Annotated in this window: 20 protein-coding genes; 2 read left to right on the top strand and 18 right to left on the bottom strand. The window is 36.9% G+C overall.

Annotated features, from left to right (window positions below; translation table 11 throughout):
* Window positions 1-982 precede the first annotated feature (982 nt).
* From ACYT6F_RS07270 to ACYT6F_RS07200, 15 genes are all read right to left on the bottom strand, one after another.
* A complete protein-coding gene (locus ACYT6F_RS07270) occupies window positions 983-1666 on the bottom strand; it encodes a hypothetical protein (protein WP_472600563.1) in 684 nt (227 codons plus the stop codon).
* A gap of 10 nt (window positions 1667-1676) precedes the next feature.
* The gene (gene rfbD / locus ACYT6F_RS07265; RefSeq protein ID WP_472600561.1) at window positions 1677-2537 is read right to left on the bottom strand and encodes a dTDP-4-dehydrorhamnose reductase; all 861 of its coding nucleotides are present in this window, start codon (window positions 2535-2537) and stop codon (window positions 1677-1679) included.
* A complete protein-coding gene (locus tag ACYT6F_RS07260; protein ID WP_169231953.1) occupies window positions 2537-3022 on the bottom strand; it encodes an acyl-CoA thioesterase in 486 nt (161 codons plus the stop codon). The genes rfbD and ACYT6F_RS07260 overlap by 1 nt, the downstream gene beginning before the upstream one ends.
* 73 nt (window positions 3023-3095) lie before the next feature.
* Window positions 3096-3308 (bottom strand): bacteriocin-like protein, encoded by a 213-nt coding sequence (locus ACYT6F_RS07255; RefSeq protein ID WP_472600560.1) that lies wholly within the window; start codon window positions 3306-3308, stop codon window positions 3096-3098.
* Window positions 3309-3504: 196 nt separating this feature from the next.
* Entirely contained in the window at window positions 3505-4008 is a 504-nt protein-coding gene (locus ACYT6F_RS07250) for an OmpH/Skp family outer membrane protein (protein ID WP_472600559.1), read from the bottom strand.
* 61 nt (window positions 4009-4069) lie between these two features.
* Window positions 4070-4615 carry an OmpH/Skp family outer membrane protein gene (locus tag ACYT6F_RS07245; RefSeq protein WP_472600558.1) on the bottom strand — a complete coding sequence of 182 codons (546 nt, stop codon included), beginning with the start codon at window positions 4613-4615 and terminating at the stop codon, window positions 4070-4072.
* 8 nt (window positions 4616-4623) lie between these two features.
* Window positions 4624-7161 carry an outer membrane protein assembly factor BamA gene (bamA, locus tag ACYT6F_RS07240; RefSeq protein ID WP_472600557.1) on the bottom strand — a complete coding sequence of 846 codons (2538 nt, stop codon included), beginning with the start codon at window positions 7159-7161 and terminating at the stop codon, window positions 4624-4626.
* 28 nt (window positions 7162-7189) lie between these two features.
* Window positions 7190-7939: an isoprenyl transferase gene (locus ACYT6F_RS07235; RefSeq protein WP_472600556.1), complete on the bottom strand. Its 750-nt coding sequence runs from the start codon at window positions 7937-7939 to the stop codon at window positions 7190-7192.
* Window position 7940: 1 nt separating this feature from the next.
* Window positions 7941-8834 (bottom strand): DUF6089 family protein, encoded by an 894-nt coding sequence (locus ACYT6F_RS07230; RefSeq protein WP_472600555.1) that lies wholly within the window; start codon window positions 8832-8834, stop codon window positions 7941-7943.
* A gap of 213 nt (window positions 8835-9047) precedes the next feature.
* Window positions 9048-11537, bottom strand: coding sequence for an exopolysaccharide transport family protein (locus ACYT6F_RS07225; protein ID WP_472600554.1), 2490 nt, complete (start codon window positions 11535-11537; stop codon window positions 9048-9050).
* Between the two features lie 4 nt (window positions 11538-11541).
* Complete coding sequence (locus ACYT6F_RS07220; protein WP_472600553.1) at window positions 11542-12405, bottom strand: polysaccharide biosynthesis/export family protein; 864 nt, start codon at window positions 12403-12405, stop codon at window positions 11542-11544.
* A 28-nt stretch (window positions 12406-12433) separates the two neighbouring features.
* The gene (locus ACYT6F_RS07215) at window positions 12434-13561 is read right to left on the bottom strand and encodes a glycosyltransferase family 4 protein (protein ID WP_472600552.1); all 1128 of its coding nucleotides are present in this window, start codon (window positions 13559-13561) and stop codon (window positions 12434-12436) included.
* 93 nt (window positions 13562-13654) lie between these two features.
* Complete coding sequence (locus tag ACYT6F_RS07210) at window positions 13655-14656, bottom strand: glycosyltransferase family 2 protein (RefSeq protein ID WP_472600551.1); 1002 nt, start codon at window positions 14654-14656, stop codon at window positions 13655-13657.
* Window positions 14657-14659: 3 nt separating this feature from the next.
* Window positions 14660-15730 carry a formimidoylglutamase gene (locus ACYT6F_RS07205; RefSeq protein ID WP_472600550.1) on the bottom strand — a complete coding sequence of 357 codons (1071 nt, stop codon included), beginning with the start codon at window positions 15728-15730 and terminating at the stop codon, window positions 14660-14662.
* A gap of 347 nt (window positions 15731-16077) precedes the next feature.
* Window positions 16078-17169: a glycoside hydrolase family protein gene (locus ACYT6F_RS07200; protein ID WP_472600549.1), complete on the bottom strand. Its 1092-nt coding sequence runs from the start codon at window positions 17167-17169 to the stop codon at window positions 16078-16080.
* Between the two features lie 196 nt (window positions 17170-17365).
* Here ACYT6F_RS07200 and ACYT6F_RS07195 point away from each other — a divergent pair, with 196 nt between their 5' ends.
* Entirely contained in the window at window positions 17366-17845 is a 480-nt protein-coding gene (locus ACYT6F_RS07195; RefSeq protein ID WP_472600548.1) for a hypothetical protein, read from the top strand.
* A gap of 77 nt (window positions 17846-17922) precedes the next feature.
* The gene (locus ACYT6F_RS07190; RefSeq protein WP_472600547.1) at window positions 17923-18075 is read left to right on the top strand and encodes a hypothetical protein; all 153 of its coding nucleotides are present in this window, start codon (window positions 17923-17925) and stop codon (window positions 18073-18075) included.
* A gap of 105 nt (window positions 18076-18180) precedes the next feature.
* Here ACYT6F_RS07190 and topA read toward each other — a convergent pair whose 3' ends face one another.
* The 3 genes from topA to ACYT6F_RS07175 all read right to left on the bottom strand — a co-directional run bounded on the left by topA (window position 18181) and on the right by ACYT6F_RS07175 (window position 22685).
* Entirely contained in the window at window positions 18181-20751 is a 2571-nt protein-coding gene (topA, locus tag ACYT6F_RS07185) for a type I DNA topoisomerase (protein ID WP_472600546.1), read from the bottom strand.
* A gap of 50 nt (window positions 20752-20801) precedes the next feature.
* Window positions 20802-21950 (bottom strand): hypothetical protein, encoded by a 1149-nt coding sequence (locus ACYT6F_RS07180; protein ID WP_472600545.1) that lies wholly within the window; start codon window positions 21948-21950, stop codon window positions 20802-20804.
* A gap of 105 nt (window positions 21951-22055) precedes the next feature.
* Window positions 22056-22685: a T9SS type A sorting domain-containing protein gene (locus ACYT6F_RS07175; protein WP_472600544.1), complete on the bottom strand. Its 630-nt coding sequence runs from the start codon at window positions 22683-22685 to the stop codon at window positions 22056-22058.
* Window positions 22686-22738 lie beyond the last annotated feature (53 nt).

Raw genomic sequence — 22738 nt, 5'->3', positions numbered from 1 at the left:
CTTTTTAACGTAGCAATCTTCTGTCAGTGTTACTCCGTATTTGCGAGTGCAAAAGTAAAAAATTATTTTTATCTGACCAAATGTTTCTGAAGAAAATTTTAAAGTTTTTTTAGTAACCTTAACCCTTCATCCTACTCTGTCAACTCTCTCCTGCGCTTTCCGTTTACCGGACTGCAAAGATACAAATCTTTTTATTCCTCACAAGTTTTATCTGATAAAATTTGTAATTGTTTTCTGACCTATATCTCTATAAAAGAGCTCTTAATTCCCGGCCCCCTAAGGCCTCTCCTGCGCTACCTACTTCCTTCCGTTTTCAGTGGGGCAAAGATAGGGCGTATTTGTAATGCAAAACAAGTTTACAGGTGATAAATTTGCCTATTGTGGATAGTATTTTATTTAACTTCCTGATTTGTTTATGATTAAATTACTACCTGTACTTATCCACAGTTATCATTTGGCCGAAATGGCAATAGACAGGGCTGTAAGAAATATATAAAATAATGTCTGATGGTGGAGTTTTGGAAACCTTGAAGGTTGGAAAGAAGGCAATAGTATGGATGATAAGATAGATAGATAGATAGATAGATAGATGATAGAGGCATGGATGGATTAGATAGGAATGGTATAGTAAAGATGGTTTTATTTAGGATGGCTGCTACTGGTATCCCGAGCATCTTTCTCTTTGGGACGCCCTGCCCTAGCCCGGATCAAGCGGCCTGTCTGAGCTCTTTTCTGTTTTATGGGTTGCGGCAGCAAAGCTGCCGCAACCCATAAAACAGAAAAAGCGAGTAGCGAGAGCCGGAATAAGCTCCTGATAAACAGCAGACGAGTGAGAGAGTTTGAGAGTTTGAGGACTGGAGTAGAGGGAGTTGTAGCTGCTTAATCAGAAAATTAAGTTGTAAATGGACTGTCGATGGATTATAACAGACTCTGATATGAATCGTTATTAAGCGAGCGTATTGAATAAAAAAAAGCAAAGTTTTCACTCTGCTTTTTGTCTGTTATAAATAATACTAAGAAATTCGGCATAGGATTTTTCGAGTCCGATAATGTCGCCACTTTTTAAGTTGAGTCCTCCAACACCTGTTTCGTCTGATTTTATTTTAGCGGCCGAAATCTGGAAGTACTGATTGGAGCTGTCTTCTTTCAGCTGAACCTTTATGGTAGAACCCAAAAGTTTTTTGGTTGAAATAGTATAAATCTCTCCCGGTACTGTCTGTATAATTAGGTATGATCTTGGGGATAGTATGTAATCTGTTTTATTTAAAGCAATCTTTTGATTTTTGTCTGAAGATGCAAATAAGTAGAGGCTTCCTGTCTGATTCAGTAATTTTTCTTTCGGAAGATGGTACAAAGCCAGTCTGTAATTTGCAGGATTGAAATTCTGCATTGAGCCGTCAATGGTTTCAATTGGTTTTAAAGCAAAGGTATTGGCTCCGATTTCTTTTGCTTTTTTATAGATCAATGAGAAAATTTCGGCATCATTTTTTGAAAAGCCCTGAACTTCGATTTCTCCGAGATATTCTGCCTCTGCTTTTTCCCCATCAATTTTATATAAAAACTTGTCTGTGTTTTCATGTGTCTTTTCAACTTTCGTTAAGAATACATTTTGGGCACAGAAAATTTGAGCAACAAATACAGAGACTGCAAATATTATTTTTTTCATTCGATATATATTATTGTGTAAGAATATTCAGACACTCTTCAAGACTATTCTCCCAATATTTGGGCTCAATTTTATAGATCTGCTCTATCTTATCCAAATACATGGTACTTCTTTTGGGTCTTTTTGCCGGAGTTGGATATTGCTCGGTTGTTAAGGGATTGAGTTTAACCTCTGATTTTGAGAGTTCAGCAATTTTAGCGGCAAATTCGAACCATGTTGTTTCCGGATAGTTTGAGAAATGGAAAATACCATAGTTTTTTTGAGGTGCTTCAATGATATTCATAATGGCTTCTGCGAGGTCATTGGCATTAGTCGGCTGCCCGAACTGATCGGCCACGATTCCAAGTTCATCTTTTTGTGAAAATAGGTGAAGCATGGTTTTTACAAAATTTTTATTGAATTCTGAATAGAGCCATGATGTTCTGAGAATTATTGTTTTTGGGTTTGCTTCTAAAGCCAGTTCTTCCCCTTTTAATTTGGATGCGCCGTACACGCCTATCGGACTAGTGAAATCATCTTCGGAGTAACACAAATTGGTTTCACCATCAAAAACATAGTCGGTGGAGACATGAATAAAAATAGTATGATATTCTTTACAGGCTTGTGCAAGGTGTGAAACTCCATATGCATTTACTGCAAATGCTTTTTCTTCTTCCTTTTCTGCAAGGTCTACTGCTGTAAAAGCCGATGCATTAATACAAAAATCGGGTTTGTTATCATAAAAAAATGAATTCACCTGATCTTCATCCGTTATATTTAGTGTTTGAGAGTCTGTAAATATAAACTCATAATCCAATTCAAAGTCAGGAGCAATTTTTCTGATGCAATTCCCCAACTGTCCGTTTCCTCCTACTACTAATATTTTTTTCATTATGAATTTTTCGCGTTTTGTGATCTTAAAAATTTAACTCTTGACTGAAAATCTTTCTGTTCTAAATCTACATAAAATTTATTGAACGTTTCTTTAATATCTTCAGGATGTACTTCAGATTTTCTAGCTTTTACATTAAAGTAAATTATGGTGACCCACAATACTGCATGAATAGTTTTCTCGTCCAAACTTTTCATAAGAATTTCAACCTTTGCCGTTCTATCCTGAACGTCTATGGTTTTGCTGCTGATTACAACCGAGGTATTATATCTCACTTCTTTCAGATAGGCAATCTCATTCTGAATGGCAATCCAGGTACAGCCTGTAAGTTTTGTATATTCTTCATAGGTAAAACCGTAAAATGTTTCTACATGGTCTTCCCTTGCATTGAACATATAGTCGAGATATTTCACATTATTTAAATGACCAATCGGATCACAATCACTAAACCGCACCTTTACCGTGGTCGATACTTCTTTTTCCATGCTGCAAAAATAAAAAAACCACCTCGATGAGAGATGGTTTTTTATAAATGTTTTTAAATATCTGAAATAAACTTTATCCAATATCTTCACTTAAGCCAATAGTAGCATTTCCTACTCTAGTTACAACAGCTCCTTCCTGTCCACAAAATATATCACCTCCCAAATAAAGAGTAACAGTACTACTACATTGATTTCCTACACAACAAGCATACACACCTGAAGGAACTAATTGACCTCCTTTGATTGTTTTTAATTCTTCTCTTGAAATTTTTTTTAGATTTTTCATTTATTAATTTTTTATGTTTAACACTGAAACAAATATATATAATTTATCAGAGCAAAAACCATAATACGATGTTAAGGTTTGTTAAATAATTCACAATACAGATACTTATGTAATAAAAGAGTTATCCAACCTTACTAATATACAAAACCATCTCATAGCTGAGATGGTTTTGTATAAGTTTAAAATATTAGACTAATTATTGAACGCCTAGTTCTTTCTTCACGGCAGCAGTAGCGTCCGGACCTCCTTTGAATACGAAGGCAGAAGAGTTTGCATCCATGATATAATCGTATCCGTTTGCTTTAGCAACTTTGGAAACGGCATCATTCAGTTTTTTCTCGATTGGTTCATAAGCAGCATCCTGTTTTGCAACGAAATCTTTCTGAGCTTTGTCATTCATTTGCTGAATTTCATCACTTAATTTTTTCATTTCTGCTTCTCTTGCAGCATTTTCATCAGCTGTCTTTTTAGGAGCCTCCGTTTGATACTGTTGATATTTAGCTTGCGCTGCATCTGCTTTTTTCTTAATTTCAGCTTGTTTCGTATCTAAGAAGGCTTTAAGATCAGTATCTGCTTTTTTCTTTTCAGGCATTGCATTAAGAATACCTATAACGTCTAAAGTTGCAATTTTTTGAGCTTTTGCCATACCTACCGATACAACCATCATTACCGCTGCAAATAATACACTTAATTTTTTCATAATTGGTAAATAAATAATTTAATTTGTTTTTAGATTTGTAAATGTAATAAAAGTTAAACTTTTATTTTCGGGTTTTAGTTTTTTCTTTTTTATCGGTATCTTTTAATAAAATATCTAATACTTTATCTGAGTAATCGAATCTTTTCTGAAGGAAGAGCACATTGTTGCTTGTTTTATCAATAACGATGCCTATCCCGTTTTTCTCCGCCATTGTTTTTATTGCTCCCCAAATCTGATCCTGAAACGGCTGAACAAGATTTGTTCTCAGTTTTTTAATCTCTCCCGTAGCACCAAAGCGTAAACTGGTAGTGGTTTTGATATTTTTTTCCAAATCCATTACTTCTTTTTCTCTAAGCTTCAGCTGATCCCCGATGAGAAGTACTTTTTCGCTTTCAAAGGCAGATCTTTTACGTTCGTATTCTGACTGCAGATTCTGAAGTTCTGACTGCCATGTATCTATCTGAGCATTAAGTCTTGCTTCGGCTTCTTTATACTGGGGCATTTTGTTCAGAATATAATCTGTATCAACTACGCCCACTTTCTGTGCATTGCTTAAACCGAAAAGCAAAAATAAGAAGCATGAGAAAACAATTCTAAAATTTTTCATATCATAACTTATAAAGATTGGTTCATCAGGAAGTGTGTTTTCCATCCGGAAGGGTCTGTTCCTGAAACTGTTTTATCGAATCCGTAAGCGAAGTCGAACCCAATCAAGCCGAATGCTCCCATATACACTCTTACCCCAACACCTACTGATCTCTTCAGCTGGAACGGGTTGTAGCTTCCCCATGAATTCCAAACATTACCTCCTTCCGCGAATGTGAGTGCATAAATTTTTGCAGTCTGGTTCAATGAAATCGGGTATCTTAGTTCTAACGTAAATCTGTTATAAATAGTACCTCCACCTGTAGGGGTAATATCATCATCTGTTCCTCCGTATGTAGATGCGTTTTCGTATCCTCTTAACGGGATTAATTCTCTACCGTCAAAACGACCTCCGAATAGACCAGTACCCCCTACATAGAACCTCTCAAATGGCGGTGCTCCCAATTCTTTGTTGTACCCATCCATGAATCCCATTTCAGCAGAAGATCTCAAGACTAGCTTTCCGGCTATTTCGTTGTATACATCTGCCTTGAACTTTACTTTAAAGAATTCCATCCACTTATATTTCTCAGTAGGGGACAGAGTGGAATAATCTTTGTTATTGAAAAGTGAGTATGGCGGTGTAAACTTTACCGAAAGGTCTAGATTTGATCCTACTGTCGGGAAAATCGGGTCAATACCGGCGGAGTTTCTGCTCAGTCCGAGATTGATACTGAAGTTATTTGCTGTACCGTAATATTCTGTAGTTCCTCCGAAGTCGAAAGGATAGTTCTTAAAGTCATATTTCTGAAACTGGATCCCAGTATATAATGAGAAATAATCGTCCGGCCATTTCAATAATCTGTTTAATCCTACTGAAGCGGAGAAAATATTTAATTTCTGAGCTGACCCATAAGCATCCGAATATCTAACTCTTGAGTTATTGAGACTCACAGATAGAGCGGTAGGCCTTGTTCCAAACAACCACGGTTCTGTAAATCCTATACTGTAATTCTGGAAATATTGTCCTGCCTGAGCCTGAAGCGACAGCGTTTGTCCGTCACCCTGTGGCACAGGTTTAAAATCTTTAAACTTAAGGAAGTTTTTCAAGGAAAAGTTGTTGAACGTCAATCCTAAGGTTCCGATAAAGCTATTACCACCGTAACCGGCCTGTAACTGAACCTGTGAAGAACCTTTTTCTACCAGTTTCCATTTGATATCCACGGTATTATCCTGCTGATTAGGCTGAATATCCTGCCCTACCTGCTGCGGATCAAAAAACTGCATTCCGGCAAGATCAAAATAGGTTCTTTTGATATCACTTTTAGCGAAAAGATTTCCTGGTTTTGTTCTTAAAGCTCTTAGTATTACATGATCATGTGTAGTTGTATTTCCTTCCCATGTTACCTTGTTCCATGTAGCTTTCTCCCCTTCGTTGATACGAATTTCAAGGTTAATCTTATCTCCGTTTACTGATTTTTCAACAGGTGTTACGTTTGAGAAAAGGTAACCGTTGTTCATATAAACTGATTTGATATCTGAATCATCTTCTTTACCTCCGTCTTCACCAACTTTTTTGTTGAATCCTACGGCATCGTAAATGTCTCCTTTTTTATATCCCAAGAGTCTTTGTAAGTAATCTGTAGAGTAAACGGTATTTCCGGTAAATGTAACATCACCGATATAGTACTGCTTCCCTTCATTAAGCTTTACATTGATCTCGTAATTGTTTCTTTTGTTTCTCCATACAGAATCAGAAAGAATTTTTGCATCTCTATAACCCAATGAATTGTAGTAGCTAATCAGATTCTGCTTGTCTTCCTGATATTTTTCTTCAATGAATTTTGAAGATTTCAGAATACCTCCGATTCCGAATCTTTTCTGTTTGGTCTCTTTGAATGCTTTTTTTCTAAGCTTTCTGTCGGACACCGCAGTGTTTCCTTCAAACTCAATATGATCGATCTTGATTCTTTTGCCTTTATCAACATTGATCGTCCAGTCTACCAAATTAGGATCTCCCGCATTTACTTTATCCTGAATGGTAATTTTAGCATCAGCATATCCTTTTTTGATATAATCTTTAGGAATATTGGTCTTAAGACTTGAAACCAGATTCTGTGTAATTTTGGTTCCCGGCTTCAGATTGTTGTCTTTAGCCATCTTTTCATTTTTGGATTTGCCGATCCCTTTTCCGGTAAACTTTACTTCACCGAGATCTTTAAGATCCTGAAGGTAGAATTTCAGAATAATGGTTTCGCCTTCAATGCTTTGAACGTATACTTCAACTTCGGAGAAAGATTGTGTATCCCAAAGTTTTTTTACTGCGTTACTGATTTTCTGTCCCGGAATGTCTACCGTCTCACCTTTTGATAATCCTGTAAATCTCAGGATCTGCGCTGGTGTATATTTTTTAACCCCATCTACAACGATGTCTTTCAAGGTGTATGTTCCTGCCTGGTTTCCTGCTTGTACAGATGTCTTCACCTGTGTGCTGTCCTGTGGAGTTACCTGTCCATAGAAATGTGCAGAAGCAACAAACATAATGATGGGTAATAGTCTAAACTTCATTTTATCGTAGTCTTTCTTTTCTTAAATTTTACTGGATTTTTATTTGTTCCCCGGTCTTTCCGAATCTTCTTTCCTTGTTTTGATAATCAACAATACACTGAAAGAAAATATCTTTCGTAAAGTCCGGCCACAGAACATCTAAAAACTGCAGTTCTGCATAGGCGATTTGCCAAAGGAGGAAATTACTGATTCTGATTTCGCCACTGGTTCTTATCAAGAGGTCAACAGGTGGAAAATCTTTGGTATAGAGATGGCTTTCAAATAATTTTTCATCAATATCCTCTGCATTTATTTTTCCCTCTTTTACCTCTTCACTTATGTTTTTTACGGCATTCAGTATTTCACTTTGTGAGCCATAGCTTATAGCCAGTACCAAATTACCTTTTGTATTTTCTTTTGTGAGTTCCACCACGCGATTTAGCTGATCTTTCACGAGCGGGGGCAACTTATCCAGATTACCGATAACATGCATCCTTAGGCCTTTACTGAAAATTTCTTCTGCTTCGAGCAATAATGTCTCTACCAGTAAATTCATCAGTGTATTTACTTCTTCTGCAGGACGGTTCCAGTTTTCCGAAGAAAAGGTATAAAGCGTTAAATACGGTATATGTATTTCATTACATGCATTAATGGCATTCCTTACTGCATTAATGGCATTCCTGTGACCGAAAGTTCTTTCTTCGCCACGGGATTTCGCCCATCTCCCATTACCATCCATGATGACAGCAACATGCTTTGGTAAATTATCAGGATCTATTTTATCTTTTATCAACGACATATTAATCACAATAACACGGAGGTCTTCCGAAGGAATAAGTAAGACCTAAACTTACCGTATTCATCCAGTCTTTAGACTTTGTATCTCCAATATTTCTTCCTCCTGTAAAGGCGGCTTCTCTTTCTTTAGACACTACATAATAGGCATCTGTCTGAAGAAGGGAACCTCCTGTAACGGGGCTTAGGATATCTCCATTATAGGTAGAAATCACATCTTTGCTAAGGATTTTGCTGTAATCAAGCTGATCCGTAAGGGTGTACCTGAATGTAGCTTCCGCAAAAATAGCCCAGTTATAATTAAATTTATACTTCAGCCCTACTCCAAACGGAAGGTGCATGGTAGTTTTTGTTCCGGTAGAATATTCTGCTCTTGTCGTAAAATCAAGCTCATTAATAGGAGCCTGTGCGACACCGTCGGCATCTCTTCTGAAGTCATTAATGAGCGTAGCTTTCGGAGCATCAAACATCAAAGCGCCCACCCCACCGAAAATGTACGGGCTTACCATACCTTTCTGCTCGTTATTTACCGGGAAGAAATTGTATTCGAAAACAAGACTTGCTTCATATACATTGTTTTTCCCGAAGGAGTTTCTGTTTTGTCTGTATTCTTCTTTTGCTACCTTATCATTAAACTGAATCTGGTTATATCCAAGATCCAATCTTACCGTCTGATGAGGATTAAAATTAAATCTGTATAAAATCCCCCCGTAAAACGGAACTCCCCAATTCGACGCTTTACTTAAATCCAATGGCTTTTGTAAAATATAATTCGTTCTCCCTATATCCCCAACTAGGTTACTCATACCTAGACGAACTCCCAGTTCGTTTCTTTGTGCTTTCACACTTACCACAGTTCCTAGAGCGGCAAGGAAGCTAAACAATAATTTTCTATTCATAAAAGAATATGGATTTATGGTTATTTTAAAATTTAATTTTTGCAAATATAAAACATTTTTATATTAATGATAATCTTAATGTTTAGTTAAAAATAAACAAAAAAACATAATTTGTTATAAAGTAAACGATAAAGTCGATAAATTATTCTTTTTTCAACAGATTCAAAATTATCGTTACCGAATAAAGCCCCATTTAATGAGGGCTTAAAAGTATTATTTTTTATTGAATATTTCCCGTACTTTATTTCTAATTCTTATTAACAATGGTTCTTTGTAGTTTTTGTCTTCATCAAAATAGCCGTAACCATAGCCGTAACCATACCCATAGCCGTAACCATACCCCTGTTTTGTATTATAATCATTATATACCATTCCAAGACTGCCTGTTTCTGCATGATGATACTTCTCAGTAATCATTTTGAGCATATATTTTTCGGTGTATTCATGGCGTACTACATAAATATTGGTATCGGAATATTTCATGAGCTCGAAAGAATCTGCAACGAGACCTACCGGCGGCGAATCGATGATAATAAAATCATAGAGATGTTTAAGATCTTCAATAAATTTGATATTTCTTTCGCTCATCAAAAGTTCTGAAGGGTTTGGAGGAATGGGCCCCGAAGTCGCTACATCAAGATTAGAGATTCTCGTTTTGTTGATGATCTGGCTCATTTCTACCTCACCGGTAAGATAATTTGAAATCCCATACTTATTATTAATTTTGAAATCTCCGAAAATTTTGGGTTTTCTGAGATCCATTCCCAGAAGGATTGTTTTTTTATCACTTAATCCTAATACTGAAGCGAGGTTGATGGAGACATATGTTTTTCCTTCACCGCCTATGGATGATGTAACCAGAATTACTTTACTACCTCCATCAGCACCAGATAAAAATCTTATATTGGCCCTGATCCCTCGGAATGCCTCTGAAACTGAGGATTTCGGCTGATCAAGAACAGTAAGCATTGTCTCGTTGGTATTGTTACCAATCACGCCAAGAAGGGGAATTTTTGTGGCATTCAGCAATTCTTTAATATTTCTGATTTTATTATCAAGCAATTCTCCGATGAGAATAAACATCACCGGAAGTATCAGAAGTCCTCCTATAATTCCTGCTTTTACAGCTTTTACATTCGGGCCTATTGCCGACTGGCCTATATTCTTTGCAGGATCTATTACGCTGATATCCGATTGGTTTCCTGCTATTTTTAACTGGGTCTCGTTTTGCCGGCTGAGAAGACTATTGTAAGTAGCTTCTATCATATTGTAGCCTCTTTCAGCATCCAGATATTTTCTTTCTTTTTCCGGATAGGCATCAAGCTCGGAATTCGTTTCAGTTACCTTCCGGCTTATTTTACCGATCTCTTCCAGATAATCTGAATAATAATTTCTTAAAATAATGTTGGAATTTGCCCGCGCATCATTAATCAGTTTATCGATTTCAACCATCGGCTCAGAATTCGGCCTGTAAATGCGGGACATTTCACGTCTTTTAAGATATAAATCTTTAAGTTCCGAAACTGTTGCTGAAAAAACCCCATCCTGAAAACCGGCCGCTGTAGTACTGATCATTTTATCAAAATTCTGTGATGCAAGCGTTTGCCTGATCTTGTTTAAGGAATTGATCTTGCTTTCAATATCTGCTTTTTTAGACTCAAGCTCCTTGATTTTATTGAGGGATTTTTCGTCTCTGTCTTTGATATCGTAGAGCTTTTCCGTAGTCTTCATATAGTTCAGGACATAGGCACTGGAATCCAGCTTTCTCCTTATTTTATCAAGATTATCCTGTAAATATGCATTTGTATTTTTATCAACAATCAGTTTGTCGGCCTGCCTCTTTTTCTGCAGCTGGCTTACGGATTTATTGAGAAAATTAACGGTGCTGTTCAGATTATACCCTTTTTTGGTAATAATCATAATGGTGTTGATTTCTTTATCAAAATCTATTGAAATGGTAGAAACAATATCATTTACGGAATTATTGACCGTGCTTAATTTCACAATAATATTCTGAAGATTGATTTGTGGCGTAACCGGATTTTTCACCAATCTGAATTTAAGATTTGGAGAAGTGTACCACTCTCCTATTTGGATAATCCGGTTGTCGGGCTTATCATAGGGAGTAATGGCAGTAAATCCTTCTGATGCGTAGCTGTACAAAGTGGAAGAATGTCCGTCATCGGGCAAAACAACTTCAAATCTGTCTCTGCCTTTAGGAATGAGTGTAATAGGATATTCCATCTGTTGAAGATGTGTTTTATCAACCTCAAGCAGAACCGGCACATCATCTTTATCCAGGTAAGTCGACTTAATAACGCCTTTGGTAGAATAATTTACATAAAGGCCCAGTTCTTTCACCAGAAACTCATTATGCGTTCTGGACAACAGCATTTTTTTCAGGTATATTCCATCCTGATTTCCGCCCTGCCCCCAAATAAAATTAATAGACTGGTTCGGAGTAAAATAGCTTGCCGTATTATTGGAAACACTTAAAGATAAGCTTGATGCATAAATATTCTGCGCATAATACTTGGTATATATCCATGAAAAGGTATAGCCTATGATAAACATTACGACAAACCAATACCAGTTTTTAAGAATTCTGTTAAGAAAATGGGCGATATCAAACAGCGCGAACGAACCGTGTTTTTCTGCCTGAGGGTCAGCTTTTTCTATACTTGTCTGTTTTTCCGGGATCATAGTTTTAAAGATTTTTAAGAAGGAGATAAATAGACAGTGCAGTGGTAATCACCGACACTGCCGTAGTTAATGTCTGAATAGGATCTTTTCCCAAACCATTCAGACTTTTTGCCCTTGTATTAAGGTATATTTCGTCTCCATTCTGTACATAGTAATAAGGTGAATTCATAACATCTTCCCGTGTAAGATCAATTTTGGCCACCTTGATTCCTTCCGGCAGCTTTCGGTGGATAACGATATTCTTTTTATCTATGGTTTTGTTGAGCCCGCCATTCATGGCCAGCGCCTCTGTAATATTGAGTGTATTCTTATGCGCAACTTTTTCACCCGTGAGACCTGTCGTTTCAGTATCTCCCAGGATATAATAGGTTATCCCGTCAGTATTGAGTCTGACTTCGGATTTCCCTTCCTGAAAGTTTTCGTTAACCTTGGTTTGTATTTCCTGCGCCACTTCTTCAATGGTTCTGCCCTCTGCTTTTATGTAACCAATGCCAAAAACGTTAATATCACCATTGGAATCTACTTTTAATCCGTTGAAATAAAATACAGAATTTCCTCCGCTTCCTCTTATACTTACATGATTTAAAGCTGAAACATTACCATTTCCTGGTGTAGCGGGCACATTAGTTCCCAAAGTATTCAATGACGAATAAAACTGGGCAGCGTCTCCTTTCGGAGTGGTAACAATATTCAGGTTTAATATATCATTTCTGGTAATTCTATATACAGGAATATTATAGGGAATAAGCCCCTCTTCATTGATTACCAGGCTTTCATTCGGCTGCATGTACCGGACGTCCTTCGTTGTAATACAGGATACCAGTAAAAAAGGCAGCATTAATAAATATAAATACTTATAATTCTTCATCGTATTTTTGAAATTATTGTGAAACAGATTAATTTTTAGTGTCTTTGATATGTCTCAGCGCATAAATAAAATGAGGGATATATGCGCCTAAAAACCCTAAAGATATTATGATAAAAAGTAATAGATTTACATTGGTATGTCTTAAAAAATAGGCTAAACCAACTACAAAGAGATAATACAGAATGATATATCCGGACGACCTTCTGTGCGTAAGATTTAGTCTTAAAAGCCTGTGATGAATATGATTTTTGTCCGCATCGAAAGGAGACTTTTTATTGAGTAACCTGATGATGATAACATTCAGCGTATCTACAATCGGCAGAATAAGAATGGCTACCGCAACTACCGGAGCAGACTGCAGATGATAGCGGGGAACATCGGGAAGATTTTTATCAATAAAAATATCAATAAAAGAAATGGATGTGAAAGCCAGCAGAAATCCTAAAAGCATGGATCCTGTATCGCCCATGAAGATTTTGTTGGCCCTGTAGTGGGACAAATTATAATATAAAAAAGCGAGTACAGATCCCATGATAATTACCGATAATACAACCAGCGGATAGTTGTATGCGCCTAATCTGTAATAACTTATTCCGAAAAGAGCACTGCAGATCAAAGAATATCCGCCGGCAAGACCGTCGATCCCGTCAATAAGATTAAAAGCATTGATCAGAATGATGAATGTAATAATACTGAAGATTACACTTAAGAAATAATTAATTTCGAAAATCCCGAAAATCCCGAAAAGACTTCTGATCCTGATATCGGAACCGATCACAACAAAGCATGATACCACGATCTGTGCAATAAGTTTTTTATAAGCCCTCATTACAACAATATCATCCATAACGCCCACATAGAGAAGAATTACCAATGATGCAAACAGAAATTTATAAAGATCGAAAAGTTCGTACGCAAAAATGGGTGCGCAGATCCCTATGGAATAAAATATGGCAATCCCTCCGAGATTTGCAATTTTCCGCAGATGCGAACTTCTTGCCACCGGCTCATCCATCAGATTCTTCTTTCTGGAAATCTTGATGATGGTAGGAATCGAAAAAAAAGTGATTAAAAAAGAAAATAAAAAACCAAGTCCTATCTTGACATAAAATATGGGAAGACCCGATTGAGCTAAAAATAATTCAAAATTTTTCATCTTTTTTCATTTAAAAGCGCTGCCGATCTTCTCTGGAATATCCTGGAAATAATTGTGTAAGCTTATCCCCGAAACAGCACTTACATTTGTGTTTTATATAAATTTTCTTATCAGTCTTTTCTGCCCGGCAAAAAATAAAAGATAAAAAATGCTTTTTTTCAGTGACAAAGATAATATATAATTCTTACCAAAACGACTAAATTGTAATAAATTTTTAAGTTTTATATCCCTTTTTTTCATAAAATATTCAAGCTTTTCACACATTTTGTAGAAAACGTCATCATTTTTAACAAATGCGAGATACGCTACAAAGGAATACACCCCTTCAAAAATCTGAAAATTTTTAAGTTCCCGGCTTTTAACCGAATATTTTGTTGTTCTGAAATACTCTTCTACATCCTCCACTGCTCTTAATATATCAAGACCTTTTTCCGTATGGGTTTTACTGATGGAGTCATTTCTTTCAAGATACTGATAATGATAATTCTGGGTTTGCGCTATTGTTGTACAATCCAGTAAAAGCCGTGGAATAAGCTGGATATCTTCAAAATGAATATTCTTTTTAAATCTCTTTTCCTCAAAAAGATTTTTTTTGAACAGCTTGTTGCAGGCAAAATAGCTGATATCAGAGAAAACGGAAAAATTATTTTCAAGATCTATTTTTTCCGGCATATTGGGAACCTGGGTAAGCTTTTGTATGATTCTTCCGCGCTGATTGACTTTCTGTATATTACAGATGACCATTTCTGCGTCATGCTTTTCGGCCAGCGCGGCCATTTCTTCGAACATTGAAGGATTTACATAATCATCGCTGTCCACAAAGCCGATATAGTCTCCTGTCGCCCTGTCGATTCCAAAATTCCGCGCATCACTGAGACCTCCGTTTTCTTTAAGATAGGATTTTATTTTGTCCGGATGCTGGTGCGTATACTCACGAATGATCTCTTCAGAACGATCTGTACTTCCGTCATTCACAACCAGAATTTCTATATTCTGATGAGTCTGACAAATTAAAGACTCTAGACATTTGGCGAGATATTTTTCAACATTGTAAACCGGAACAATAACAGAAACTTTTGAGGGAACATGTTTCATATATTAAATTTTCGTCAGCCGTGCATTCAGCCAGCCTTTTTTAGCTTCATCAAAATCTTTCCGGGAACAGGGAACGCAGTTTTCGATATTTTCATCATCCCCGAAGTACCAGAGATTACTGAAAGTGTCCCGTTTAAAAGCATACTGCCTGTCATCAACCAGAACATAAAATACTTCATAGTGTCGTTCCTTAGGATGTGATCTCTGAATATTGATCCCTTCGATAAGATACCAGATCATTTGTGCCAGAAGCTGGTGGTTGAGCTGATTTTCGGAGTAAATATTATAATTAAAAATCCCCACCGATTTCAGGTTTTCGCTGAGCCCGATTTCTTTCATGTAAGCGCAAATTTCCCTTCTGTTCAGTCCGTTCACCTGCGGATTCATGGAAAAAGGTTCTGCGAAGCTTTCGATAGCATCACAATTTACTGTCACCAGGTCTGCCTTTCTGAAAAAAGGTTCTGTCTTTTCCGTAGAATTCATCATTTCTGCAAGACGGATAATATCAAATTCAACTTCTTTTATAAGTCTTACGGAGTCAATTTCATTAAGGTGTTTCTGATAGCCGAGGTGATGATAATTTTTAATTGAAAAATTCTTTGCTCCGAAAATCTTGCTGAGGAACGTATATTCGTTAATAAGTTCTCCCTGCTGAAGCGAAATAATATTGCTGATCTGGGTATAATTGATATTTTTCGTATGAAAATTCAATGCAGAAAACAGGGAAAACGAAAAATCATTCGAGCCTCCGATAATCACCGGAATAGCCCGTTTATAATGACATGCCGAAAGCACTTCCTGCAATATATAATGGGAATCCTGAACCGACTTTCCCGAAACAAGATCGCCCAGATCTACCACAGGAATTTCAAAATCAAGCTGTGAAAGTTTATAAAATTCTCTCCTGATTCCCGTAAAATCCTGTACTTCCGCATCTCCGTTGGCACCTCTGTAATCCGAAACGAAAAGAAGAACAATGCTGTCTTCCTTTATATCTTTTGTAATCCGGCTTCCGATCTGCCAGCTTTCTGTTTTGAAATTTCTCGGCGAAATAATAAAATCTTCAAAATTCATGATTCCCTTTCAATATATATATTGAGATCAAAAATATTAAAATTAAATTATTTCCCAAGCATAAAATAACAGCGATGACTTCAACTTAAAGTTTAAAACTTTAAACCGGCCTAACTTTTATTTAACCATAAACCAAAGCGGGGTAGTCAAAGCACAATAGATAGAAAATAATATAGTTTAATCTTATCATTGAACAAGATTAAAAGAAATTCTAATCCTTAAAATCTTCGATTTTATCCTTTTGAAAACTTTATTGTTAATGAGCATCTACGAGATACTTTTGTTTCTTTTGCGGTTAAATTTTAAATTAATTAAAGAAGCTTTTGTAAAGGTAATTCCGTGTAAAATTATATTTTATTTAAAATTTCAAAAACAAAAGTGGTAGAAGTCTGAAAATCTCCTCCCTGGGTAGCTCCAAACAAAAATCGCGGCGTTTCTCCATCTTTATCCAGTAAAAGCATGGGCCTTTCCAATCTTCCGAATCTTTTCAGGTGCGCCGGAGGATTAGGCTCTGTGGTATAATGCTGCATATTCAGGTAGGCAACTTCCGGTTTTGTCCAGCTCATTCCGTCTTTCGTCATAAGATGCAATCCAAATTCGTGATTAAAAAATCCCATATCCCGGGCGATCATGTGAAATTTATCTTTCTGTTTCCAGACAAAAGCATCTTCAAGCTGAGCATTATTGGGCAACGATGAAAAGTCAATGACAGGATTTTCAGAAATTTTCCTGTAGGGACCGACTGGAGAATCGGCTTTTGCCAGACCGTATTTCCTGTTTCCTCTGACCGAACATTTCTGGGTTTCGTACTCATGCGTGTTCCAGGATTTATAAAACAGCCAGTATTTTCCGTCATTTCCTTTTACAAAAGCGGGATTCGTGGTACAGTGGTCGTCCCAGGAACCTTTATTTCCGGGGAGCAGCAGCGGCTGGTCAGGTCTTGTCCATGGTCCGTCAATACTGTCTGAAGTTGCCAGCCCGATTCTTTTGGTATTGGTTTTTCCGTTGGAATTCCCCATGAAAAACAACAAATATTGATTGCCAATTTTCTTAATTAAAGGATTATGACAAGTGGTAGCATCCCAAAAGTCCTCCCCTCGTGGAGCCAAAATCACCTGTTTATGTTCGAATATATCAAATGGAGAATTGGCTTCGGCGCGACAAATTTCAGATCCGTTGAGCCATCCTCCCATTCCTTTTTCTTTCTTCCATCGGGAATAGAAGAGATGAACTTTTCCGTCTTCACCCCAAATTGGAGAACTGCACCAAATGTAGTAGCCTTCCAAAGCGAGTGATCTTCCAATGGGCTTCAACCTGAAATAAGGCTTTTCTTCCGAAGATAGTAAGCTGGTGAATGATGATCCCAACAATACGGCAGCCATTCCCAACGCTGAGGTCTGAAGAAATTCTTTTCGGGTAAAGTTTCCGGAATTTTTCATTGATTTGATTTTAAGCTAAATTAATAGAAAGATTTTCAATGACTATCCTGCGCATGAGGGTATGTTTGTTAGGGGGTATCACTTTACCAAAGTTTAACATGGGTTCTGTTAACATAATAATATTCAATGATTATCATGATTTCTTCTTCTGAAATTTTCTTACTTTTAGCTGTTTAACAATTAAAAATCACAAACGATGAGTACACAAAACCAGATCAGTGTAGAAATTCCTCAGTCTGTTATTGCAGAGGTGCATCAAAAACTACAGGAATGCAAAGCACTTCTTGCGCCTTACTTACAGGCCTTAACCTCAGCAGAAAAAGAATCTATCTTTAAAATGGGCGACAAAACGGTGGCTACCGTACAAAAGGTAAAAAGCTATATGGAAACCAATCCCGAATTCATCCCCAATTACATGAACAAAACAGAATTTTTGAAAGATGAAGCTTTGGTGACAGCACTTGATCCGCTTGGGAATCTGGCGACACAGCTGGCATCAGATATCAAAGATACAGTGATCCTTGCAGGAAGTGAGGCCCTGACTGCCGCCATGTTTTATTACGGCACTGCAAAAGAAGCTTATGACAAGGGAGTTCCCACGGCAAAACCGGTCTATGAAGATCTCAGTCAGCGATTTATAAGAAGAAGCTATAAAAAGCTGCCTAAAAAAGAATAATTGGTGCTCTATGATTCACAAACGACCCTTTTAGGCTCAACGTCCAGCCAAAAAGGGTCGTTTTTCATGCAAAAAGGGTGAATTTTCATGCAAAAAGGCTCGTCGATGAACCTAAAAGGCTCAACGTTGAGGCAAAAAGGGTGAAGAATCAGGCTTTTTGCCTGGATTTTGAAGGTGAAAGGCTGGCTGCTGACTATAAAAGAATGGTTTGTGAAGCCCGCAGGCATTGAGTATTACAATTTTAAACAATATTAATAGGTATCTTAATCCCCTCTCTTCATTAAATAAAAAAAGCACAGACCAAAAATCTGTGCTTCATATCTTATAAAACTACTTTATTTCTTCGCTGCCGGTTTTTTTGCCGCAGGCTTTTTCGCTGTTGTGGTCTTCTTGGCAGCTGTCTTTTTCGCTGCAGGCTTTTTCTTCTCAGCAAAAGCTTTAGGATCCTGATCGGTGATCCATTTTTTAACCTCATCAAGCGAAATCTCTTTCAATTCTTCTGCTTCATATTTGGTATCATCCGCTTTTTTAGGAATTTTAAACATTGCTTTTCCGAATTTTACAAATGGTCCCCATCTTCCGTTTTCAATAGAAATTTTTTCTTTTTCCCATTGCTGGATGTATCGGTTGGCTTCTTTTTCCAGTTTAGCATCAATTAATTCGTTGATATCACTTTGGGAAAGATTCTCAAAGTCATACCGCTTCGGAACGTTCACGAAAATATCTTTGTACTTGATAAACGGCCCGAATCTTCCGGAACCTTTCGTTACCGGTTCTCCTTTATAGGTGGCAATTGGTGTGTCTGCAATTTTCTTTTCGTTGATGATTTCTTCTGCACGCTTCTGGTCTACCGAAAGCGGATCTTCCCCTTTAGGAATGCTGATGTACGTTTCGCCCCATTTCACATATGGCCCGAATCTTCCTACTCCTACGGAAACCGGCTGTCCGTCTACTTCGCTGAGGTCAAACGGAAGCTTAAATAATTCCAGTGCTTCTTCAAGAGTAATGGTCGCGATATTCTGCCCTGTCATTAACGATGCGAAAACCGGCTTTTCTTCATCCTCCGTCTCCCCGATCTGGATCATTGCTCCGAATCTTCCGATCCTGGCGTGAACATTTTTCCCTGTTTTCGGATCGATTCCAAGAAGCCTGTCGCCGGTAGCGCGGTCTGCATTTTCTTCTACATCTTCAATTCTCGGATGGAATTTCGAATAGAAATCCGTCATCATAATCTTCCATTTCTGGTCTCCGCTCGCAATTTCATCAAAGCTTTCTTCCACTCTAGCGGTAAAACCATAGTCAAGAATTTCTTTAAAATTGTCTGTCAGGAAGTCATTTACCACTTCACCGATGTCGGTAGGGACAAATTTATTTTTATCCCCTCCGAATTTTTCTTCAAGGACTTCTTTCTTTATATTATCTTTTACCAGAGAGATTTTTACGACTTCACGGGTTTGCGGCTCGATCTCGCGCTTATCTACATACTCACGATTCTGGATAGTCTGAATGGTCGGCGCATACGTAGACGGACGCCCGATACCAAGTTCTTCAAGCTTTCTTACCAAGCCTGCTTCGGTATATCTTGCACTTGGTCTCGTGAATTTCTCTGTAGCAGTAATTTTTTTATAGTCCAAAACTTCACCTATCTGTACTTTCGGCAGCAGCTTTTCGTTGTTTTCTTCGTCATCGTCTTCGGTTTTTACAATGCCATACGCTTTTAAGAAACCATCGAAGATAATTACCTCTCCCTGCGCTTCAAAATTCTGCGGTAATTTTGCATTTCCAATCTCAATGACTGTTTTTTCGATTTTAGCATTGGCCATCTGAGAAGCCAGTGTTCTTCTGTAAATTAATTGATATAACCTGTTCAGCTGTACATCGCTTACTGTTTTCACCCCAAAATCCGTAGGACGGATTGCCTCGTGAGCCTCCTGAGCGGATGATGATTTTGTGGTATAATTTCGTGGTGAAGAATATTCGGCTCCGTATTCTGAGGTGATCTGTTTCTTTGCTCCTTCAATCGCTTCCTGGGAAAGGTTTACGGAATCGGTTCTCATATATGTAATAAAACCTTCTTCGTATAATCTCTGCGCAAGACGCATGGTTGTCGTTACATTGTATCCTAATCTTGAAGATGCTTCCTGCTGCAGGGTTGAGGTTGTAAAAGGTGCCGAAGCAGATCTTGTTCCCGGCTTTGTTTCCACATTCAACACTTTGAACTCTGTGGTTCTTGCAAGCTCTATGAACTTTTCAGCATCCTGCTCTTTATCGAAATCTTTTTTAAGCTTTGCAGCAATTTCCTGGTTTGCTTTATTCTGGAAAACTCCGTCGAGCTTGAAGCTCGCTTTTGGAACAAACTCACGGATTTCTTTTTCTCTTTCCACCACAAGTCTTACCGCTACAGACTGCACTCTTCCTGCAGACAACCCCGGTTTTACTTTTTTCCAGAGTACCGGAGACATCTCAAATCCCACGATCCTGTCCAGCACTCTTCTTGCCTGCTGGGCATTCACCAGGTTCTGATCTATATCTCTTGGGTTTTCTATAGCTTTCAGAATGGCATTCTTAGTAATTTCATGAAAAACGATTCTTTTTCTGTTTTCAGGCTTTAGTTTCAGTTCGTCTGCAAGGTGCCATGCGATAGCTTCTCCTTCGCGGTCCTCATCGGATGCGAGCCAAACCATTTCGGCTTTTTTCACGGCTGCTTTCAGCTCTGTCACCAATTTCTTTTTGTCTGCAGAAACTTCGTAATCAGGACTGAAGGTTGACAAATCGATTCCCATTCCTTTTTTAGGAAGATCACGGATATGTCCGAAGCTGGATTTCACTTCAAAATCCTTCCCCAAATACTTCTGAATCGTTTTTGCTTTTGCCGGTGATTCGACGATTACTAAATTTTTCGACATTCTAAAATTTTTGCAAAAGTAAAGTTTTTTTATTAGATAGGTTTTTGGAATCACATTTTATTTAATAATTCCAGCGGTGCTACAAACACTCTGTACAGTATTCCTTCAAAGGTAAAGCCTTTTCCGGACATCTCAACCCTATAGATCAGAGAGAAAATAATAATGAATAAAACAGTGTAGAATTTTCTGTTAATAATAAATGGCTCAAATACGTATGCAGAGCTTCCTGTCTTTAGTAACAAAGCAAAAAGAACAATGATCATTATCATATGAATGTACATCCATCTTCCCCAGTCAATAGCCAGATAAAAAAGTGGAAATGAAAATAAAAAAGCACAGATTAATAAAATAGATATTAACTTTCTGTTTCTTAGAAATTTTAAATAATAATTAATGTGAAAAATACTAAAGCTTAAGCTTATGAAATACAAAACATATTCACCGATATGCTCTTTAATATAATCCCTCTCATTGATATTCCAATAAAAGATTCCGTAAACTGGATGAACGCCTCTTGCTGCGAGAATCTCCAATGATTTTCCTTCATTAATATTTTTTCCAAAGAAAAATAAGATTAAACACGGAATGCCCACCGAAAGAAAATATTTGATATATCTTTTAAATTCAAATTTTCCGGTTTTCAGATATAGAGCGATTGCAAAATAAGGTACATAAAATACAACTGCTTCATGCAAAAGACTGGTTATAACAAGCGCAGCACATACAGCATATTCTTTATATTTTGAGAGTTTGTCATGGTCTAGAACATAAACAAACCAAGTAAATATCAGAAAGAGAATAAACTCTTTTTTTCCTACGTAAGTAACTGTATTGAGAAGTCCTACAAAACCTATGGATGATAACAAGAGAGATAAGTACAACAGGTCTGTAACTTTATAACGGATGAGTTTTGAGTAGAGCAAAAAAAAGCCAGAAATAATAGTAAACTGAAAAAAATACACAAGATAATTAAGCCGTAAACCCGTTATATCCTGCAACAAGAAAAAGAAACTTCCTGATAAACCTCTTCTTTTAAAACCTCCATCCTGATAATTAATGAGCCAGTCGGCAAGGATATATCCATCGTCTTTAAAATTGTAATAACAGGTAAACATAAGGGTATAAATCGCAGTAACTGCAATTAAAAAATAGATACATATCTTTATATTGAAGAATGCCAGGAATTTATTCGGTATCATAGTATGTTTTAAGTAATTAATTTATCATTTGTAACGAAATAATCTGATCTGGTTCAAAATTAAAAACCGCAAGATTCCTTCCGGTTAAATCATGAAATAAATTAACTATTCTTTAATAATTTTTATTACGTTTTCCGAGTTATTAATTCTAATTAAATATACTCCCGTTGTTAAAGAAGATAAATCTGTTTTTTCATCTTCAAATTTTCCCGACTTAATAAGCTGGCCGGACATATTATAAATCTGATAATAATAATCTTTCTGATTATCTGATTTAATATATAAGAAATTTTTAACAGGGTTTGGAAATATTTGAGTTTTAGTATCTGAAACTTTTTCTTTGACAGCTGCTTTTGTTAAGATACCTGCCTGTTTACCCGAAACTATATTATTAACAGAAAGTCTCGGAATAGGACCTTGCTCATTTCCATTATTGTCATATTTTATTTTTACACATCTGCAACTTGCTCCGAAATATGGATCATTTTTGTCATTGTAAGGAGTGAAATAATTCTTTTCAGGAATATTATTATTTATCTGAAATAAATATCCAATCGGTCTCCCTCTATAATTAGAATTCAGTGCTGCACTCCAGAAAAGACTATAAGTACTATTAATAGAATTATAATTTGGAGTATCATTGGTTTCTACATTTCTGATTGCTCTAGTTCCGGTGAAAACAGGATAATTTCCTATTTGATAAATATTATTATAAAAATTAAATCCTGCATTCACACTGTTTGCCACTCTGATTCTGGTTCCTAAATAGTTATTTATTATCTGATTAG

It is taken from the genome of Chryseobacterium sp. NG-CE01 (genome assembly GCF_055695505.1).
Note: the sequence above shows the minus strand (reverse complement) of the source record. Positions and strands in the feature narration are given on the sequence as shown.

Coding starts and splice junctions, on each gene's coding strand:
- ACYT6F_RS07255 (WP_472600560.1), bottom strand. CDS start 3,308: ATGAAAAATCTAAAAAAAATTTCAAGAGAAGAATTAAAAACAATCAAA.
- ACYT6F_RS07180 (WP_472600545.1), bottom strand. CDS start 21,950: ATGATACCGAATAAATTCCTGGCATTCTTCAATATAAAGATATGTATC.
- ACYT6F_RS07205 (WP_472600550.1), bottom strand. CDS start 15,730: ATGAATTTTGAAGATTTTATTATTTCGCCGAGAAATTTCAAAACAGAA.
- ACYT6F_RS07200 (WP_472600549.1), bottom strand. CDS start 17,169: ATGAAAAATTCCGGAAACTTTACCCGAAAAGAATTTCTTCAGACCTCA.
- ACYT6F_RS07215 (WP_472600552.1), bottom strand. CDS start 13,561: ATGAAAAATTTTGAATTATTTTTAGCTCAATCGGGTCTTCCCATATTT.
- ACYT6F_RS07210 (WP_472600551.1), bottom strand. CDS start 14,656: ATGAAACATGTTCCCTCAAAAGTTTCTGTTATTGTTCCGGTTTACAAT.
- ACYT6F_RS07250 (WP_472600559.1), bottom strand. CDS start 4,008: ATGAAAAAATTAAGTGTATTATTTGCAGCGGTAATGATGGTTGTATCG.
- rfbD (WP_472600561.1), bottom strand. CDS start 2,537: ATGAAAAAAATATTAGTAGTAGGAGGAAACGGACAGTTGGGGAATTGC.
- ACYT6F_RS07245 (WP_472600558.1), bottom strand. CDS start 4,615: ATGAAAAATTTTAGAATTGTTTTCTCATGCTTCTTATTTTTGCTTTTC.
- bamA (WP_472600557.1), bottom strand. CDS start 7,161: ATGAAGTTTAGACTATTACCCATCATTATGTTTGTTGCTTCTGCACAT.
- ACYT6F_RS07260 (WP_169231953.1), bottom strand. CDS start 3,022: ATGGAAAAAGAAGTATCGACCACGGTAAAGGTGCGGTTTAGTGATTGT.
- ACYT6F_RS07220 (WP_472600553.1), bottom strand. CDS start 12,405: ATGAAGAATTATAAGTATTTATATTTATTAATGCTGCCTTTTTTACTG.
- ACYT6F_RS07235 (WP_472600556.1), bottom strand. CDS start 7,939: ATGTCGTTGATAAAAGATAAAATAGATCCTGATAATTTACCAAAGCAT.
- ACYT6F_RS07230 (WP_472600555.1), bottom strand. CDS start 8,834: ATGAATAGAAAATTATTGTTTAGCTTCCTTGCCGCTCTAGGAACTGTG.
- ACYT6F_RS07225 (WP_472600554.1), bottom strand. CDS start 11,537: ATGATCCCGGAAAAACAGACAAGTATAGAAAAAGCTGACCCTCAGGCA.
- ACYT6F_RS07270 (WP_472600563.1), bottom strand. CDS start 1,666: ATGAAAAAAATAATATTTGCAGTCTCTGTATTTGTTGCTCAAATTTTC.
- ACYT6F_RS07195 (WP_472600548.1), top strand. CDS start 17,366: ATGAGTACACAAAACCAGATCAGTGTAGAAATTCCTCAGTCTGTTATT.
- topA (WP_472600546.1), bottom strand. CDS start 20,751: ATGTCGAAAAATTTAGTAATCGTCGAATCACCGGCAAAAGCAAAAACG.